The organism is Methylocystis sp. sgz306128, from assembly GCF_056032725.1.
This window is the reverse complement of sequence record NZ_JBVYWO010000003.1, coordinates 232,203-248,551: the sequence shown is the minus strand read 5'-3', so window position 1 is coordinate 248,551 and position 16,349 is coordinate 232,203. Positions and strand designations below refer to the sequence as shown.

The window sequence follows — 16,349 nt, the reverse complement described above, 5'->3', positions numbered from 1 at the left end:
ACGCCTTTGAAATCTACGCGACATTTCCAAACTTAGTTTTGCAGTTAACCCGAATTTTCAACCATCGGTTTAAGCTTTGAGGGTTGAAAACTCTGCCGCTCTCAGCTTTGTCCAGAAGCTAGACTGGATATCCACGCCTTGGCAATGAGCAAAAATCACAAATTTGACAAATAGTGAAATTATTTAAATTTCTCGGAATTGACAAAAAAATTCACTAAAATGTCTGGCGCTTTCGCCCTGACAATGTGGATTTGAACGAAAATTTCCAAAATTTAGTGACGGCGCTGGGTGACAGCCCGCGCTCCGGCGGCGATCTGCCGCTTTTTAAATCATATTTTGTCACAAACTATGCATTATTCCAATCCGCGGAATGAGCGCCTCTGCGGCAGAGGCCGGTGTGCGGGAGTAAATGAAAATGGTGCGGTTGGAGCATGATCTTCTGGGCGACAGGCATGTGCCGGATGAGGCCTATTACGGCGTACATACTTTGCGGGCGCTGGAAAATTTCAACATATCGGGCGTGAGAATCTCGGCCTATCCGGAATTCATCCGGGCGCTGGCCACCGTGAAACAGGCCGCGGCGCTGGCCAATGCCGATCTTGGCGTGCTGAGCCGCGAAAAGGCCAATGCCATAGCCGCCGCCTGCGAGGAGATCCGCGCGGGCAAATGGCATGAGCATTTCGTTGTTGATGTCATTCAGGGCGGGGCGGGCACTTCAACCAATATGAACGCCAATGAGGTCATCGCCAACCGCGCGCTCGAACTTCTGGGCCATGCGCGCTCGGATTACGCGCATCTCAGCCCCAACGAGCATGTCAACCTGAGCCAGAGCACGAACGACGTCTATCCGACGGCAATCAAGCTCGCGCTGATCTCCGGCATTCACCGGCTGCGCGGCGCGATGGCGGTGCTGCGGCAGGAATTCGCGGCCAAGGCTGCTGAATTTGCTCATATTGTCAAAATCGGCCGCACGCAGTTGCAGGATGCTGTTCCCATGACGCTGGGGCAGGAATTCTCGACCTATGCAGTCATGATCGGGGAAGACGAGGAGCGGCTCGCCGAAGCCGCCGGACTTATTCACGAGATCAATCTTGGCGCAACGGCCATCGGCACCGGCATCAACGCGCCGCATGGCTATGCCGGGGCGGTCTGCGCCTATCTCAGCGCTTTGTCGGGAGAGAATTTCGTGACGGCGGGCAATCTGATCGAAGCCACGCAGGACGCGGGCGCCTTTGTCCAGCTTTCCGGCGTACTCAAGCGCGTCGCTGTGAAATTATCGAAAATATGCAACGATTTGCGGCTGCTCTCATCGGGGCCGCGCGCCGGTCTGGGCGAGATCAATCTGCCCGCGATGCAGGCGGGCTCCTCGATCATGCCGGGGAAGGTCAATCCGGTCATTCCGGAAGTGGTGAATCAGATCGCCTTTGAAGTGATCGGCAATGATATCACCGTCAGTTTCGCGGCAGAGGCCGGGCAATTGCAGCTCAACGCCTTTGAGCCGATCATCGCCTTCAGCCTGTTCAAAAGCTTGTCGCATATGGAGCGGGGCAGTCTCGTGCTGGCGGAGCGCTGCGTGCGCGGCATAACGGCCAACGAGGACCATCTGCGGCACATCGTCGAGCGCTCGCTGGCGGGCGTGACGGCGCTTAATCCGCATATTGGCTATGCGGCGGCCACGGAACTCGCGCTGGAGGCCTATCGTACGGGGCAGAATATCCGGCAGCTGGTCATCGACAAGGGTTTGCTGCCGGCGGACAAGGTGGACGCCATTCTCGATCCCAAAAACCTTGTCTGATCAAAAAGGCTTCCCGTTTCTATCCTCGTGCTGTCGCGGCCGTTATCCTGATATTTCGCAAAAACGCCCGGATTTCGGTGCTTTTGCCAGCGCTACCTCTTGCAAAATTGCGGAAAACGCGCTGAATTGAGCCAGAGTTAGCGGTAATGCTGAGTGGTCAGCTTTTGCGCTTGTATTAAAGTGCCGACGGGCGTCTCATCCAAATGGCGGATAGACATGCCGATAAAAAAAGTGTCGCGTGTGCCTTATATTGCGCGATAATAAATTTAGGCGAGGAGTGCGTTTCAATGGCAATGACGATGCAGGGCGAAGTCGCCCTTGCGGCAGACAAAGCGACGGTCTGGGCGGCGTTGAACGACGCGGAAATTCTCAAGGCCTGCATTCCGGGATGCCAGAGCCTGGACAAAACCAGCGATACATCATTTTCGGCGGTCGCCAAACTCAAGATCGGCCCGGTTTCCGCCACCTTCAAGGGCGCTGTCCAGCTTTCTGAAATGGATCCGCCGAATGGTTACCGCATCACCGGCGAGGGAGAGGGCGGAATCGCCGGTTTTGCCAAGGGCGGTGCGCTCGTCAAGCTTACCGACCACGAGGGCGGCACTCTGCTGTCCTACAATGTCGAGGCCAATGTCGGCGGCAAGATCGCCCAGCTTGGCTCGCGCCTTATCGACGGCGTCGCCAAGAAGATGGCCGATGAGTTTTTCAACAATTTCGCGGGCAAGCTCGGCGCTGTGCCGTCCGAGCCTGCGCCGGAGGCGGAAAAGGATTCGATGACGTCGAAGGCTCTCAAGGGCCTGAAAGGCGTCTTTTCAAAAAACACATAATCAGGGAGTGTAACGATGCAAAAAGTGTCCATGATCATCAACGGGAAACCCGTATCGGCCATGATCGACCCGCGCACATTGCTTGTGCAGTTCATCCGGGAAAACCAGCATCTCACAGGAACGCATGTCGGGTGCGATACCAGCCAGTGCGGCGCCTGCGTCGTGCACGTGGACGGCAAGGCGATCAAATCCTGCACCACGCTCGCCCTTTCCTGCGACGGCTCCAGCGTCACCACCATCGAGGGGCTGGCGCAGGGCGAGGAACTGCATCCGATGCAGGCGGCCTTCCGCGAGCATCATGGCCTGCAATGCGGCTTCTGCACGCCGGGCATGATCATGACCGCCGTTGATCTGGTCAACCGCAAGGGGCACGAACTCAGCGAACATACGATCCGCGAGGAGCTGGAGGGCAATATCTGCCGTTGCACCGGCTATCACAACATCGTCAAGGCTGTTGCCGCCGGTGCCGAGGCCATGGGCCGCACCAGCATGGCAGAAGCTGCCGAATAAGCACGTTATTGCGAAGAATTACGGCTATTGTGCCAGATAATTCCGAATTTTGTGGAGGAAACACATGAGTGCTCAAGGCATTGGCGCCTCGGTCCGGCGCAAGGAAGATATCCGTTTCATCACTGGCAAGGGCCAGTATACCGACGACGTGAACCGCGTGAATCAGGCCTATGCCTATTTTCTGCGCTCGCCGCATGCCCACGCCGAGATCCGGTCCATCGACATTTCGCAGGCGCGGCATATGCCGGGCGTGTGCGGCATTTACACGGGTGAGGATCTCGCTGCCGACAAGGTGGGCGGGCTCATCTGCGGCTGGATGATCCATTCCAAGGACGGCTCACCGATGAAGGCGGGTGCTCACCCCGCGCTGGCACAGGGCAAGGTGCGCTATGTCGGCGACCATGTCGCCGTGGTCATTGCCGATACCTATGCCGAGGCCCGCGCCGCGGCAGAAAAGATCAACGTCGACTACAAAGTGCTGCCGGCCAATGCCGATACGGCCGCGGCAACGGCATCGGGCTCGCCGCAGGTGCATGCGGAGGCGCCCAACAACACCGTGTTCAACTGGCATCTCGGCAACAAGGATGAAACCGAGGCTGCCTTCAAGCGCGCCGCGCATGTCACCAAGCTCGATCTCGTCAACAACCGTCTGGTCCCGAATGCGATGGAGCCTCGCGCCGCCGTGGGCGAATATGATCCCGGCACCGGCACGTTCACATTGCATACCACCAGCCAGAACCCGCATGTGGCGCGCCTTGTGCTCTCTGCCTTTATCGGCATTGCGCCTGAGCACAAGCTGCGCGTGATCGCCCCGGATGTCGGCGGCGGCTTCGGTTCCAAGATCTTCATCTATGCCGAAGAGACGGTCTGCGTCTGGGCCGCCAAGAAAGTTGGCCGTCCGGTTAAGTGGAACGCCGATCGTACCGAGGCCTTCCTCTCGGATGCGCATGGCCGCGATCACGTGACCCATGCGGAGCTTGCCACTGATGAAAAGGGCAAGATCATCGGCCTGCGCGTGCATACGGTGGCCAATCTGGGGGCTTATCTCTCCACCTTCTCCTCGTCGGTGCCGACCTATCTCTACGCGCCGCTGCTCTCCGGCCAGTACAACATTCCCGGCGTCTATGCCGAGGTGGATGGTGTTTACACCAATACGGCTCCGGTCGATGCCTATCGCGGCGCGGGCCGTCCGGAAGCAACATTTGTTGTCGAGCGCCTTGTCGAGGTGGCCGCACGCGAACTTGGCCTTGATCCGGCCGAATTCCGCCGCCGCAACTTCGTCAAGAGCTTCCCGCATCAGACGCCGGTCATCATGTGCTATGACGCCGGCGATTATGGCGCGTCGATGAGCAAGGCGCTGGAACTTGCCGATTACAAGAATTTCGGCAAGCGCAAGCGCGAAGCGGCCCGTCGTGGCAAGCTGCGCGGCATCGGCTTTTCGGCCTTCATCGAGGCCTGCGGCATTGCGCCGTCAGCCGCAGTCGGCTCGCTCGGCGCGGGCGTCGGTCTGTGGGAATCGGCTGAGGTGCGCGTCAATCCTATCGGCACGGTGGAAATTCTCACCGGTTCGCACAGCCATGGTCAGGGCCACGAAACCACTTTCGCTCAGCTTGTCTCGGAGCGCCTCGGCATTCCGCTCGATAATGTCTCCATTGTCCATGGCGATACCGACAAGGTGCAGATGGGCATGGGCACATATGGCTCGCGCTCCGGCGCGGTGGGCATGTCCGCCATTTCCAAGGCGCTCGACAAGGTGATCGCCAAGGCCAAGAAGGTCGCCGGCCATGTGCTCGAGGCATCCGAAAAGGATATCGAGTTCAAGGACGGCAAGTTCTCGGTCAAGGGCACCGATAAGTCGGTGGATTTCTCCGGCGTCGCGCTCAATGCCTATATCGCCCATAAATTCAACGGGCAGGAGCTTGAGCCGGGCCTGAAGGAAGGCGCGTTCTACGATCCGACAAACTTCACCTTCCCCGCAGGCACGCATATCTGCGAAGTGGAGATCGATCCTGAAACCGGCGTGCTCACCATCGAGAAATATACGGCCGTGGATGATTTCGGCGTGCTCATCAACCCGATGATCGTCGAAGGGCAGATGCATGGCGGCATCGCCCAGGGTATCGGCCAGGCGCTGCTCGAAGGGGCTGTTTACGACAAGAGCGGCCAGTTGCTTACGGCCAGCTACATGGATTACGCCATGCCGCGCGCCGACGACCTGCCGTCCTATCAGACGGCCTTCACCGAGACGCGCTGCCCGTCCAATCCGCTCGGCATCAAGGGTTGCGGCGAGGCCGGGGCCATTGCCGCGCCGCCCGCAGTCATTAATGCAATTACCGATGCCGTCGGTCATGAGGATGTGCCGATGCCGGCCACCCCGCAGGTGATCTGGCGCGCCGCGCAAAAAGCGATGATGAAAAAGGCTGCCGAATAATTTCATACCGGCGCTCAGGCGCCGGGCTTCAATCTGTTGGGAGATCGTTCCATGTATGAATTCAACTATCATCGTCCGCAATCGCTGAGATCGGCCTCGGCGATGGTCCAGAAGCTGGAAGACGGCAAGGTGCTGGCTGGCGGCCAGACCCTGCTGCCGACTATGAAGCAGCGTCTTGCCGCGCCCTCCGATATTATCGACATTGGTCAGGTCGCTGAACTCAAGGGCATCAGCATCAAGGGCCGCAACGTCGTTATCGGCGCCATGACCACCCATGCCGAGGTTGCGGGCTCCGCTGCCGTCGGCGAGGCAATTCCGGCGCTTGCCGCGCTGGCTGGCGGCATCGGCGATCCGCAGGTGCGCCACAAGGGTACGATCGGCGGTTCCGTTGCCAATAACGACCCGGCTGCCGATTATCCGGCGGCCTGTCTTGCTCTCAACGCCACCATCATCACCACCAAGCGCAAGATTGCTGCCGATGATTTCTTCACCGGCATGTTCGAGACGGCGCTTGAACCGGGTGAACTGATCAAGGCCATTTCCTTTCCGGTGCCGGGCAAGGCCGCCTATCAGAAGTTTCCCAATCCGGCCTCGCGTTATGCCATGGTTGGCGTATTCGTCGCCAAGAAGGGCAAGGATGTGCGCGTCGCCATAACCGGCGCCGGCCAGAACGGCGTGTTCCGTTCGAGCCAGCTTGAAGCTGCACTGACAGCCAAATTCTCGCCCAAGTCGCTGGATGGCGTGGTTGTATCGGCTGACGGGCTCAATGCCGATATTCATGCCAGCTCGGACTATCGCGCGCATCTCATCGGCGTGCTGGCCCGCCGTGCGGTTGCCGCTGCCAAGTAAGCGCCTATATGTGAGGGGCGGCAGGTGTTCTGCCGCCCCATTTTATTTTGAAAATCTCTTTCCCGGCCACAGAAAGTCTTCCTATGGCGCCTGCGAGCACGCTGCCTGACTCAATTGACGCAACGCTGGCGATGCTGGAGGCCGCGCATTATGTCGGCGACAGGCCGCTGGCCACCGTACTTTATCTCGCGCTGAAGATGGGCCGCCCGCTTTTGCTTGAGGGCGAAGCCGGAGTCGGCAAGACCGAAATTGCCAAGGTGCTGGCGGCAAGCCTCGGGCGCAAGCTTATCCGTTTGCAATGCTATGAGGGGCTTGATGTCGCCTCTGCCGTTTATGAATGGAACTATGCCGGCCAGATGATGGCGATCCGCCTTGCGGAGGCGGGCGGCGACATGGATCGCGGCGAATTGGAATCGACGATCTTTTCCGAGCGCTATCTGGTCAAGAGGCCGCTGCTTCAGGCGCTGGAGGCTGATCTGGCCGGCGGTCCTGTGCTCCTCATCGACGAACTCGACCGCACGGATGAGGCGTTTGAAGCTTACCTGCTTGAACTGCTCTCTGATTTTCAGGTGACGATTCCGGAGCTTGGCACCGTCAAGGCAGCGCAACCACCGATCGTCATTCTCACATCCAACCGCACACGCGAGATTCATGACGCCCTGAAGCGCCGCTGTCTCTACCACTGGGTGGATTATCCCGACGCGCAGCGCGAGATGCAGATCGTGCGGACCCGGCTGCCGGGCATTGGCGCGCGGCTCACCGCCGAACTTGTCGGTTTCGTGCAGGCCATCCGCAAGGAGGATCTGTTCAAGGTGCCCGGCGTCGCCGAGACGCTTGACTGGGCCAGCGCGCTGACTGAACTCGACGCCGTGGCGCTTGATCCGCAGATCGTCTCGGACACGCTCGGCGTGCTGCTGAAATATCAGGACGATATCGCCAAGATTCAGGGAACGAAGGCCGCAAGCCTGATCGAGGATGTCAAAGCCGAGTTGAAGCATGGAAAATGAACCGCTGCCCATGACGGGCGGCACCGGCAGGTTGCCGGAAAATATTGTCTATTTTGCCCGGGCGCTGCGCGAGGCTGGCGTACCGGTGGGGCCGGGCGCGGTGCTGGATGCGCTGGCCGCCGTGGAAGTGGCGCATATTGGCGAACGGTCGGATTTTTATGCCACGCTGCAGGCTGTTTTCGTCAAGAAGAAAGAACATATGATCCTGTTCCGGCAGGCCTTCGACATTTATTGGAAACGCCGCGGTTTCATGGAGCGGCTTATTGCGATGATGTCGCCGCAGGCACCGCCGCAGAGCCAGAAGAAACAGAAAGCCGAGGCAGGCGCCTCCCGCGTGGCCGATGCGCTGCTCAAGCAGGACAGGAAGGACGAAAAGCCAGCACCGTCGCTTGATCTTGATGCCCGTTTCACCATGTCGGCGGCGGAGGTGCTGCAGCACAAGGACTTTGCCCAGATGACAGCGGCGGAGATAGCCGAGGCCATACGGCAGATCGGGCAGTTGCGGCTCTCGCAGGATGAGGTTCTGGTGCGCCGGTTTGAACCTTCCGGCCGCGGCCCGCTGATTGATCCGCGCCGTTCGTTCCGGCGCAGCCTCAGGCCCGGCGGCATGATCGAGCTTGCGTTCCGGCAGCATCGGCTCAGGCATCCGCCCATCGTGGCCATATGCGATATTTCCGGCTCAATGAGCGAATATAGCCGTATATTCCTGCATTTTTTGCATACGCTCACGGCGGAGCGCGGGCGTGTCCATACGTTTTTGTTCGGTACCCGGCTGACCAACGTCACCCGCGCCCTGCGCGCGCGCGATGTCGATGAGGCGCTGGCGCAATGCTCCGGCGCGGTGCAGGACTGGTCCGGCGGCACGCGCATCGGCACTTCGCTGCACCGGTTCAACCGCGAATGGTCCCGGCGCGTGCTGGGGCAGGGTGCGATCGTGATCCTGTTCACTGATGGACTGGAGCGCGAGGGAGCCGAGGATCTCACACATGAAGTGGAGAGGCTGCATAAATCCTGCCGGCGGCTGATCTGGGTCAATCCGCTGTTGCGGTTTGACGGCTTCGAGGCCAAGGCGCTCGGCATTCGCGCGATGCTGCCGCATGTCGACGAATTTCGTGCTATTCATAATCTGCAATCCATGGCGCAGCTGGTGGCCGCGCTTTCCGGAAAGGGGCGGGGTTTTGCGACCGATCCGCGTCTCTGGTTGCAGCGCGCGGCTTGAGGAGGTTTTCATGCTCAGTTCGGACGATGAACTCTTGAAACAGGCGCAGGCCTGGCAGGCGGAAGGGCGCGGTGTGGCCATTGCCACGGTCATCGAGACCTGGGGCTCGGCGCCGCGGCCGGTGGGCAGTCATCTGGTTATCGACGAGACCGGCCACTTTCTGGGCAGCGTATCGGGCGGCTGCGTCGAAGGCGAGGTGGTCACCGAGGCGCTGGACGTCATTGCTGGCGACAAGCCCAGAGTGCTCGAATTTGGCGTAGCCGATGAAACCGCCTGGCGGGTCGGCCTGTCCTGCGGCGGCCGCATCAAGGTCTATGTGGAAAAGGTGCAGCCATGAAGGCGCATCTGCTGGCGGCGCTGAACGAGGCGCGCGCAGCCCGGCAGGCGGCCGTGCTGGTGACGGATATCGGCAGCGGCGAACAGCGGCTGGTCTTGGCGCAAGCGCTGCGCGCCGATCCGATGGCCGATGCACTGGAAGCGGCGCTGCGCAGCGGCAAGAGCGGCCTTGTCGAACATGACTCGCGCCAGTGGTTTATGACGGTTCAGGTGCCGCCGGTGCGGCTGGTGGTGCTGGGCGCAGTGCATATATCGCAGGCGCTCGCGCCGCTGGCGGTGCTGACCGATTTCGACATGACGGTGATTGATCCGCGTTCGGCCTTTGCGACGCCCGAGCGCTTTGCCGGGGTGAAGCTGCTGGCGGAATGGCCGGATCTGGCGCTGCCGCAGATTGGCGGTCTCGACCATTACACGGCGGTCGTGGCTGTCACGCATGATCCGAAGATCGACGATCCGGGCCTGATCGCGGCGCTGAGGGCCAATTGCTTTTACATCGGCGCGCTCGGCAGCCGCAAAACCCACGCCAAGCGGGTTGAGCGCCTGATGGCGCAGGGCTTTTCCGAACAGGATATCGCGCGTATTCACGCGCCTATAGGGCTGGATATCGGCGCCGTGTCTCCGGCAGAAATCGCAGTGTCGATCATTGGCGAAATTATTGCGGCGTTGCGCAAGAAGCCGTTGCGGACGGAAAAGACACCATGAAATTCGGGCCCGTTCCGGTTGAAATGGCGCAGGGCGCCATAGCGGCCCATGCCATCCGCCATGAGCTGGTCGTGCTCAAAAAGGGCGATGTCGTGCGTTTTGAGCATATTGCGCCGCTCAAGGCGGCGGGGTTCGATGAGATCATCGTGGCGCAACTTGGCCCTGAGGATGTCGGCGAGGATATCGCCGCGGCGGAACTGGCACAGGCATTTGCCGGCGCGCATGTGCGGCGCGACCGCCCGTTCACCGGGCGGGTGAATTTTTTCTCCGAAACCGCAGGGGTTCTGCTTGTCGATGTGGAGGCTGTCAACCGTGTCAATGCGGTCGATGATTCCATCACCTTTGCCTCGCTTGAGCCGTTCAAGGCGGTGGAAGCGGGCGAAATGGTGGCGACCGTGAAGATCATCCCTTTTGCGGTTGAGCGGCGCTGGCTGTCGGCGGCGCGCGATGTCGGCGGGCTTGTTTCGATCATGCCGTTCAGGCCGCTCAAGATCGGAGTCATTTCCACGGTTCTGCCCGGTCTCAAGCCCAGCGTCATCGCCAAGACGCTGGCTGTCACGCAGCAGCGGCTCGATCCGGCGGGCGCACGCATCATTGCCGAGCGGCGCGTGCCGCATGAGGAAAAGGCGCTGGCCGCCTCTATTGGCGAACTGGCGTCGCTGTGCGACATGGTGCTTGTTTTCGGCGCATCCGCCATCACCGACCGGCGCGATGTCATCCCCGGCGGGCTCGAAATGAGCGGCGGGCGGGTCGAGCATTTTGGCATGCCGGTCGATCCCGGCAACCTGCTGCTTCTGGGTGAGTGGAACGGAAGGCCGGTTCTCGGTGCGCCCGGCTGCGCGCGCAGCCCGAAGGAAAACGGCTTCGACTGGGTTTTGCAGCGTCTGCTGGCCGGATTGAAGGTGACGGCGAATGATATCCGCCGCATGGGCGCCGGTGGGCTGCTGATGGAGATCGTGTCGCGCCCGCAGCCGAGACTGGGTGAACATGATTAGGCGGATATGACACGCATTGCCGCTCTTATTCTTGCCGCAGGACGGGCGAGCCGCTTTGGCGGCGCGCGGAGCAAGGTGCTGGCCGAGTTGGCGGGCGTGCCGATGGTGCGCAGCGTGGCCGAGGCGGCGCTGGGCGCTGGCCTGCCGCTTTATGTCGTCACAGGGTATCAGGCGGCGCAGGTGCGGGCAGCAATCGGCGATCTGGCGGCGGCCATCGTCGAAAATCCGGATTTCGCGCAGGGTATGAGCACATCGCTCAAGGCCGGGCTGCAGGCGCTGCCGCCGGGCGTGGATGCGGTTGTGGTTCTGCTGGCCGACATGCCAGAAGTGGGCGCGGAACTGATCCGGACGCTGGCGGATGCATTTCGTGCGCATCCCCAGGCTCCGGCCATCGTACCCGTATATCAGGGCGAACGCGGCAATCCGGTGCTGGTGGCGCGCGGGCTTTTTCCTGCGATCCTGCACCTTACGGGAGATCAGGGCGCGCGCAAGATTCTGGACCGGACCGAAGGCGTGATTGACGTTCCGGTGGAGGATGCCGCCGTGAAGCTCGATATTGATACGCAGGAGGCCCTGCTCGCGCTGAAGCGGGACAGGGCCAATCCGGTCTGAGGCGCCTTTCGACCGGTGGACTGTGTCTCAGTTCGGATCTTCGAGGCTGAAGACTTCCGAAGTTTCGTCATAGGCGAAAAGCTCGCCGTAGCGGCCCCAGTTGGTCACCGAACGCAGGGTGGTGTCGGCATATTCCTCGGACATGTAGTCCTCCAGCTCCTCGCGGAAGCGGATCGCCGGGGCGCGGTGGGTGGGCCGCTCGTCCAGCACATGGCGGATACGTGCGGCCAGTGGCACGTAGGCAATGAGATGTTCGCCAAAGAGCCGCTTGCGCTGGTCGGTATCAAGTCCGGCGAAGCGCTTGCCGTCGTCTGTGAGCTTGATGTCGCCTTCCTCCAGTTCGGCAAAGCGCAGGAGCTGCAGCGTTTCGGCCACGGGGAAGAGATGATCGATCTCCATGCTCAATTCGTCGGCGACATGCGGCAGGTCGGCGCGGCCATTGAAGGGCGCGGCGGCCACGGCCTCGAGGAAGCCCGATAGCGTATTGGTGGACACGCGCGGCAGCGACATGGCGAGACCAAGTCCGGGCAGGCCCTCTTCCTTCTGCGGCTTTGGCTCGGGGCGCTTGGTCATGCGGGCGTAGATCGTATCAACCAGCTGCCGGAAGACAGGGTCGAGGCGGTTGCGCGGATGTGGCAGGTTGACCTTGATTTCCGAGGCGATGCGGCCCGGATTGGACGAGAGGATGATGATGCGGTCGCACATCAGCACGGCCTCTTCAATATTATGCGTCACCATCAGGATGGATTTGATCGGCATGCGGCCTTCGACCCAGAGGTCGAGCAGATCGGTGCGCAGCGTCTCGGCTGTGAGCACGTCGAGCGCCGAGAAAGGCTCGTCCATCAGCAGGATGTTGGGATTGACAACAAGGGCGCGGGCAAAGCCGACGCGCTGGCGCATGCCGCCCGAAAGCTCCTTCGGATAAGCGGATTCAAAGCCGTCGAGGCCGATCAGATCGATGGCCTTGAGTGCGCGCTTGCGGGCCTCGATCTCCGGCACATTGAGCGCCTCGAGGCCGAGTTCGACGTTTTTGAGCACCGACAGCCAGGGAAACAGCGCAAAGCTCTGGAACACCATGGAAATGCCCTCTGCGGGGCCATCCACCGGCTTGCCCTGATAGGTCACTTCGCCTTCGCTGGGGTGCAGAAGCCCGGCGACAATGCGCAGAAGCGAGGATTTGCCGCAACCGGAACGGCCCAGCAGGCCGACAATCTCGCCCGAATTGAGGCTGAGCGAAACATGGTCGAGCACGAGCGAGCCTTCCTCGCCCGAACCCTTGCGGTAATTCTGGCAGACGTTCTTGACTTCGAGCAGCGGGCCGTTGCTCACCGGAGCGGCGGACGTATGGAATGCGGCGGCGTTCGACATGGCAGAGCTCCTCAGGAGAGGCGAAGCTTGCGCTCGGCGAGCCCAAGCAGGGGCCGCCAGAACAAGCGGTTAAAGCAAATGACGAAGAAGGACATCATTGCGACGCCCAGCACGATCTTCGAATAATCTCCGGCCTCGGTCGCCTGGGCAATATAGGAACCGATGCCATGCGCGACAACCTTGTCGTCGCCCCATTTGACATATTCGGCGACAATGGCCGCATTCCATGAGCCGCCCGAGGCTGTCAGCGCGCCGGTGAAATAATAGGGAAATATGCCGGGCAGCATCACATTCTTCCACCAGGACCAGCCATGGATGCGGAAATTGGCGGCGGCTTCCTTCAGGTCGTTCGGAAAGGCGGATGCCCCGGCGATGACATTGAAAACGATATACCATTGCGTGCCGAAAATGATCAGCAGGCTGAGCCAGATATCGGGATTGAGCGCGAATTTCAAAATCACGATCACGAAGATCGGAAACAGGATATTGGCCGGATAGGCGGCCAGAAATTGCGCGGCGGGCTGGAGCTTTTCGGCGATTGAGGGCCGCAGGCCGATCCAGACGCCGACCGGCACCCAGAACAATGTCGCCAGCACGATGAGGATGATCACCCGCAGCATGGTGATGATCGTGAGGCTGAATGTCTCCCAGACATCGGAAATGCTGAGCGTCTGCGAGACGAAGGCGTAGATCTGCCACAGCGAATAGACGACGATAGCCGCGACAAAGGCGAAAAACACCATATCGAAAGCGCGCGAGACCGAGGGATTTCTGATCGTCACGCGGTCCATGGCCGGCAGAAACTGCATGCGCGGACGGCCGACCTGCCGCATGAGCCAGCCCAGCGGCGACAGGCCGATCTTGATCCAGCGGGTTTTCTGAAAAATGGACAGCACCCAGGAACGCTCTACATTCTGGCCCGCGGAAAGTTCCACCCTGAATTTCGCCGCCCAGGCCACGACAGGCCTGAACAGAAGCTGGTCATAGGCCAGAATGACAATAAGCATCATCAGGCTGGCGGCCACGATGGCATTGACGTTTTTCTCGTCAATGGCCACGGCGATATAGGAGCCGATGCCGGGCAGCTTGACCGTGGTTTCGCCAACGGTGATCGCCTCCGAGGCAACGATGAAGAACCAGCCGCCGGACATGGACATCATCATGTTCCAGACCAGACCCGGCATGGCGTAGGGCGTTTCCAGCCGCCAGAATTTCTGCCAGGACGAAAGTCGGAAGCCGCGCGCCACTTCCTCGAGATCTCTGGGGACTGTGGTCAGGGACTGGTAGAAGCTGAAGGCCATGTTCCAGGCCTGACTCGTGAAAATGGCGAATACGGCAGCACATTCGGCGCCCAGCACCGAATCCGGGAAAAGCCCAAGAAAGAAGGTCACCGTGAAGGACAGAAAGCCCAGTACGGGCACGGACTGCAGGACGTCCAGAATCGGGATGAGCACCAGTTCAGCCCGGCGGCTCTTGGCGGCCAGCGTCGCATAGGTGAAGGTGAACAGAAACGAGAAGAACAGCGCTGCGAACATGCGCAATGTCGTGCGCATGGCATAGTAGGGCAGATGTGCATAGCCAAGGTCGATGGGCGAGGTGTCAAGCGCTTTCAATGGCTGGTTGATGGCCACGGCGCCATTGGAAATCGCGACAAAAAGCCCGATGATCAGGCAAAGAGCAATGGCATCCCAGATATTGGGGAGAGACTGGCGATGAAGGGCCGGAAAGGCTGGCAGTTTGATATTCATCGGCACCCATTTCTTCAACCGGCGGCAACTTCTGACTTCAGGCTTTGACCTATTGCCATGACAATTTCAAGACACAATTTCACAAATGGAACGGCCGGCGCCAATTGGCCGGAACGCATCCACTTCAACGCGGTTGATTGGTTCGATTTCAAGATTTTATGGATCAGGCCAGAGGCAAAATCGCCAAAGGCATAGCGCGTTTTCGCGCAGCGTGGCATATCAGAATAAAAAGGAGTTCAAACTATGACAGGTCAGATGCGGACGGGCGGTCAGATTTTGGTGGGGTGTCTGGAGGCGCAGGGCGCAAGCCATGTTTATTGCGTGCCGGGAGAGTCCTATCTCGCCGTGCTGGATGCTCTGCACGACGCATCGATCAAAGTGACGATCTGCCGGCAGGAAGGCGGCGCCGCCATGATGGCGGAAGCCACGGCGCGCCTGACGGAGCGGCCCGGCATAGCCTTCGTCACGCGCGGTCCGGGCGCGACCAATGCTTCTCCCGGCATTCATATCGCCGAGCATGACTCGACGCCGATGATCCTGTTCATCGGACAGATCGAGCGCGGCATGCGCGAGCGCGGCGCTTTTCAGGAAATGGATTATCGCGCCTTTTTTGGCTCCACCGCCAAATGGGTCACGGAAATCGATCAGGCGAGCCGCATACCCGAAATCATTTCGCGCGCCTATCATGTCGCCATGCAGGGCCGGCCCGGCCCCGTGGTGATCGGCCTGCCGGAAGATATGTTGCTGGAATTGTCGGATGTCGCCGATTGCGCCCGCGTCGAGCCGGTCGAGACATGGCCCGGCCAGACGCAGATGGCGCAGTTGCAGAAGCTGTTGTGGAGCGCACAGCGCCCCATGGTTATCCTTGGCGGTTCCAACTGGAGCAGCAAGGCCTGCGCGTCCGTGCAGCGTTTTGCCGAACGTTTTGCCCTGCCGGTGGCCACCAGCTTCCGCCGCGCCATGCTGTTCCCCTCGGATCATCCCAATTACGCCGGCGAGATCGGCATCGGCCCCAATCCCAGGCTGAAGGCGCGGATCGAGGATGCCGATCTGGTGTTGCTCATCGGCGGGCGCATGGCAGAAATGCCGAGCCAGTCCTACACGCTCTTTGGTGTTCCGCAGCCACGGCAAACACTGGTGCATGTGCATGGCGGCGCGGAAGAGCTTGGCCGCGTCTATCACCCCGCACTGGGCATTCATGCCACGCCGCGCGCCTTTGCCGCCGCGCTGGAGACGCTGCAACCGCCGAATGAAATTGTCTGGACCGCCCATCTCGCGAGTGCGCGCGAAGATTTTCTGCAATGGACGACCACCTTTCCCGTTCATGCCCGGCAGGGATTTGTCGACATGGGCGAGGTGTGCCAGTGGCTCAAGGGACGTATTCCGAAAGACGCCATCATCACCAATGGCGCGGGCAATTACGCCATCTGGCCGGGGCGCTATCTTGCCGTCAGCGAATATGGCACCCAGCTTGCGCCAACCTCGGGCTCGATGGGCTATGGCGTGCCTGCAGCCGTTGCCGCTTCAATCGTCTGTCCCGACAGGCTGGTGCTCTCTTTCGCGGGGGACGGCTGTTTCCTGATGAACGGACAAGAGTTTGCCACTGCCGTGCAATATGGCGGCAAGCCCATCTTCATTGTGGTGGATAACGGCCAGTATGGCACGATCCGCATGCATCAGGAGCGCGAATATCCGGCCCGCGTGTCCGGTACGCAGTTGCGCAACCCCGATTTTGCCGCCTATGCGCGTGCCTTCGGCGGTTATGGCGAGATGGTGACGCGTTCGGAGGAGTTTGGCCCCGCCTATGAGCGCGCGGTTGCCAGCGGGGTGGCGGCCATTCTGCATCTGAAAGTTGATCCTGAGATCATTTCCCCAAATCTGACCTTGCAGGCGATGCGCGAAAAGGCCGGTATGAAATGGGGATAGGGGGCCATTGCGGAGAGGCGCGAAAGC

Annotated in this window: 11 protein-coding genes and 2 pseudogenes; 11 read left to right on the top strand and 2 right to left on the bottom strand. The window is 60.6% G+C overall.

All coding sequences use genetic code 11. The annotated features are described in order from the left end of the window. The first annotated feature begins 409 nt into the window (after window positions 1–409). From AC0N03_RS07285 to AC0N03_RS07240, 10 genes and pseudogenes are all read left to right on the top strand, one after another. Window positions 410–1,795 (top strand): aspartate ammonia-lyase, encoded by a 1,386-nt coding sequence (locus AC0N03_RS07285; protein ID WP_474287978.1) that lies wholly within the window; start codon window positions 410–412, stop codon window positions 1,793–1,795. Between the two features lie 287 nt (window positions 1,796–2,082). Further along, window positions 2,083–2,511: pseudogene (locus AC0N03_RS07280) on the top strand (CoxG family protein); the annotation flags it as partial. A 123-nt stretch (window positions 2,512–2,634) separates the two neighbouring features. Next, window positions 2,635–3,129 carry a (2Fe-2S)-binding protein gene (locus tag AC0N03_RS07275; RefSeq protein WP_474287977.1) on the top strand — a complete coding sequence of 165 codons (495 nt, stop codon included), beginning with the start codon at window positions 2,635–2,637 and terminating at the stop codon, window positions 3,127–3,129. Between the two features lie 64 nt (window positions 3,130–3,193). After that, window positions 3,194–5,560 (top strand): xanthine dehydrogenase family protein molybdopterin-binding subunit, encoded by a 2,367-nt coding sequence (locus AC0N03_RS07270; RefSeq protein ID WP_474287976.1) that lies wholly within the window; start codon window positions 3,194–3,196, stop codon window positions 5,558–5,560. 51 nt (window positions 5,561–5,611) lie between these two features. Beyond that, window positions 5,612–6,409, top strand: a complete 798-nt coding sequence (locus AC0N03_RS07265; protein WP_474287975.1) for an FAD binding domain-containing protein — start codon at window positions 5,612–5,614, stop codon at window positions 6,407–6,409. Window positions 6,410–6,492: 83 nt separating this feature from the next. Continuing rightward, a complete protein-coding gene (locus AC0N03_RS07260) occupies window positions 6,493–7,416 on the top strand; it encodes an AAA family ATPase (RefSeq protein ID WP_474287974.1) in 924 nt (307 codons plus the stop codon). After that, a complete protein-coding gene (locus AC0N03_RS07255; protein WP_474287973.1) occupies window positions 7,406–8,635 on the top strand; it encodes a vWA domain-containing protein in 1,230 nt (409 codons plus the stop codon). The genes AC0N03_RS07260 and AC0N03_RS07255 overlap by 11 nt, the downstream gene beginning before the upstream one ends. 10 nt (window positions 8,636–8,645) lie before the next feature. Then, entirely contained in the window at window positions 8,646–8,972 is a 327-nt protein-coding gene (locus tag AC0N03_RS07250; protein WP_474287972.1) for an XdhC family protein, read from the top strand. Beyond that, a complete protein-coding gene (locus tag AC0N03_RS07245; RefSeq protein ID WP_474287971.1) occupies window positions 8,969–9,673 on the top strand; it encodes an XdhC family protein in 705 nt (234 codons plus the stop codon). Before AC0N03_RS07250 ends, AC0N03_RS07245 begins: the two co-directional genes overlap by 4 nt. Further along, window positions 9,670–11,280 (top strand): annotated as a pseudogene (locus AC0N03_RS07240) (NTP transferase domain-containing protein). Before AC0N03_RS07245 ends, AC0N03_RS07240 begins: the two are co-directional and overlap by 4 nt. 27 nt (window positions 11,281–11,307) lie before the next feature. On the opposite strand, the gene AC0N03_RS07235 reads toward AC0N03_RS07240, so the two are convergent. Both AC0N03_RS07235 and AC0N03_RS07230 read right to left on the bottom strand, forming a co-directional pair. Further along, window positions 11,308–12,648: an ABC transporter ATP-binding protein gene (locus AC0N03_RS07235; protein WP_474287969.1), complete on the bottom strand. Its 1,341-nt coding sequence runs from the start codon at window positions 12,646–12,648 to the stop codon at window positions 11,308–11,310. Between the two features lie 11 nt (window positions 12,649–12,659). Next, complete coding sequence (locus AC0N03_RS07230) at window positions 12,660–14,396, bottom strand: ABC transporter permease (protein WP_474287968.1); 1,737 nt, start codon at window positions 14,394–14,396, stop codon at window positions 12,660–12,662. A gap of 243 nt (window positions 14,397–14,639) precedes the next feature. Between AC0N03_RS07230 and AC0N03_RS07225 the strand changes: the two genes are divergently transcribed. Next, complete coding sequence (locus AC0N03_RS07225) at window positions 14,640–16,322, top strand: thiamine pyrophosphate-binding protein (protein ID WP_474287967.1); 1,683 nt, start codon at window positions 14,640–14,642, stop codon at window positions 16,320–16,322. Window positions 16,323–16,349 lie beyond the last annotated feature (27 nt).

Coding starts and splice junctions, on each gene's coding strand:
- AC0N03_RS07285 (WP_474287978.1), top strand. CDS start 410: ATGAAAATGGTGCGGTTGGAGCATGATCTTCTGGGCGACAGGCATGTG.
- AC0N03_RS07275 (WP_474287977.1), top strand. CDS start 2,635: ATGCAAAAAGTGTCCATGATCATCAACGGGAAACCCGTATCGGCCATG.
- AC0N03_RS07270 (WP_474287976.1), top strand. CDS start 3,194: ATGAGTGCTCAAGGCATTGGCGCCTCGGTCCGGCGCAAGGAAGATATC.
- AC0N03_RS07265 (WP_474287975.1), top strand. CDS start 5,612: ATGTATGAATTCAACTATCATCGTCCGCAATCGCTGAGATCGGCCTCG.
- AC0N03_RS07260 (WP_474287974.1), top strand. CDS start 6,493: ATGGCGCCTGCGAGCACGCTGCCTGACTCAATTGACGCAACGCTGGCG.
- AC0N03_RS07255 (WP_474287973.1), top strand. CDS start 7,406: ATGGAAAATGAACCGCTGCCCATGACGGGCGGCACCGGCAGGTTGCCG.
- AC0N03_RS07250 (WP_474287972.1), top strand. CDS start 8,646: ATGCTCAGTTCGGACGATGAACTCTTGAAACAGGCGCAGGCCTGGCAG.
- AC0N03_RS07245 (WP_474287971.1), top strand. CDS start 8,969: ATGAAGGCGCATCTGCTGGCGGCGCTGAACGAGGCGCGCGCAGCCCGG.
- AC0N03_RS07235 (WP_474287969.1), bottom strand. CDS start 12,648: ATGTCGAACGCCGCCGCATTCCATACGTCCGCCGCTCCGGTGAGCAAC.
- AC0N03_RS07230 (WP_474287968.1), bottom strand. CDS start 14,396: ATGAATATCAAACTGCCAGCCTTTCCGGCCCTTCATCGCCAGTCTCTC.
- AC0N03_RS07225 (WP_474287967.1), top strand. CDS start 14,640: ATGACAGGTCAGATGCGGACGGGCGGTCAGATTTTGGTGGGGTGTCTG.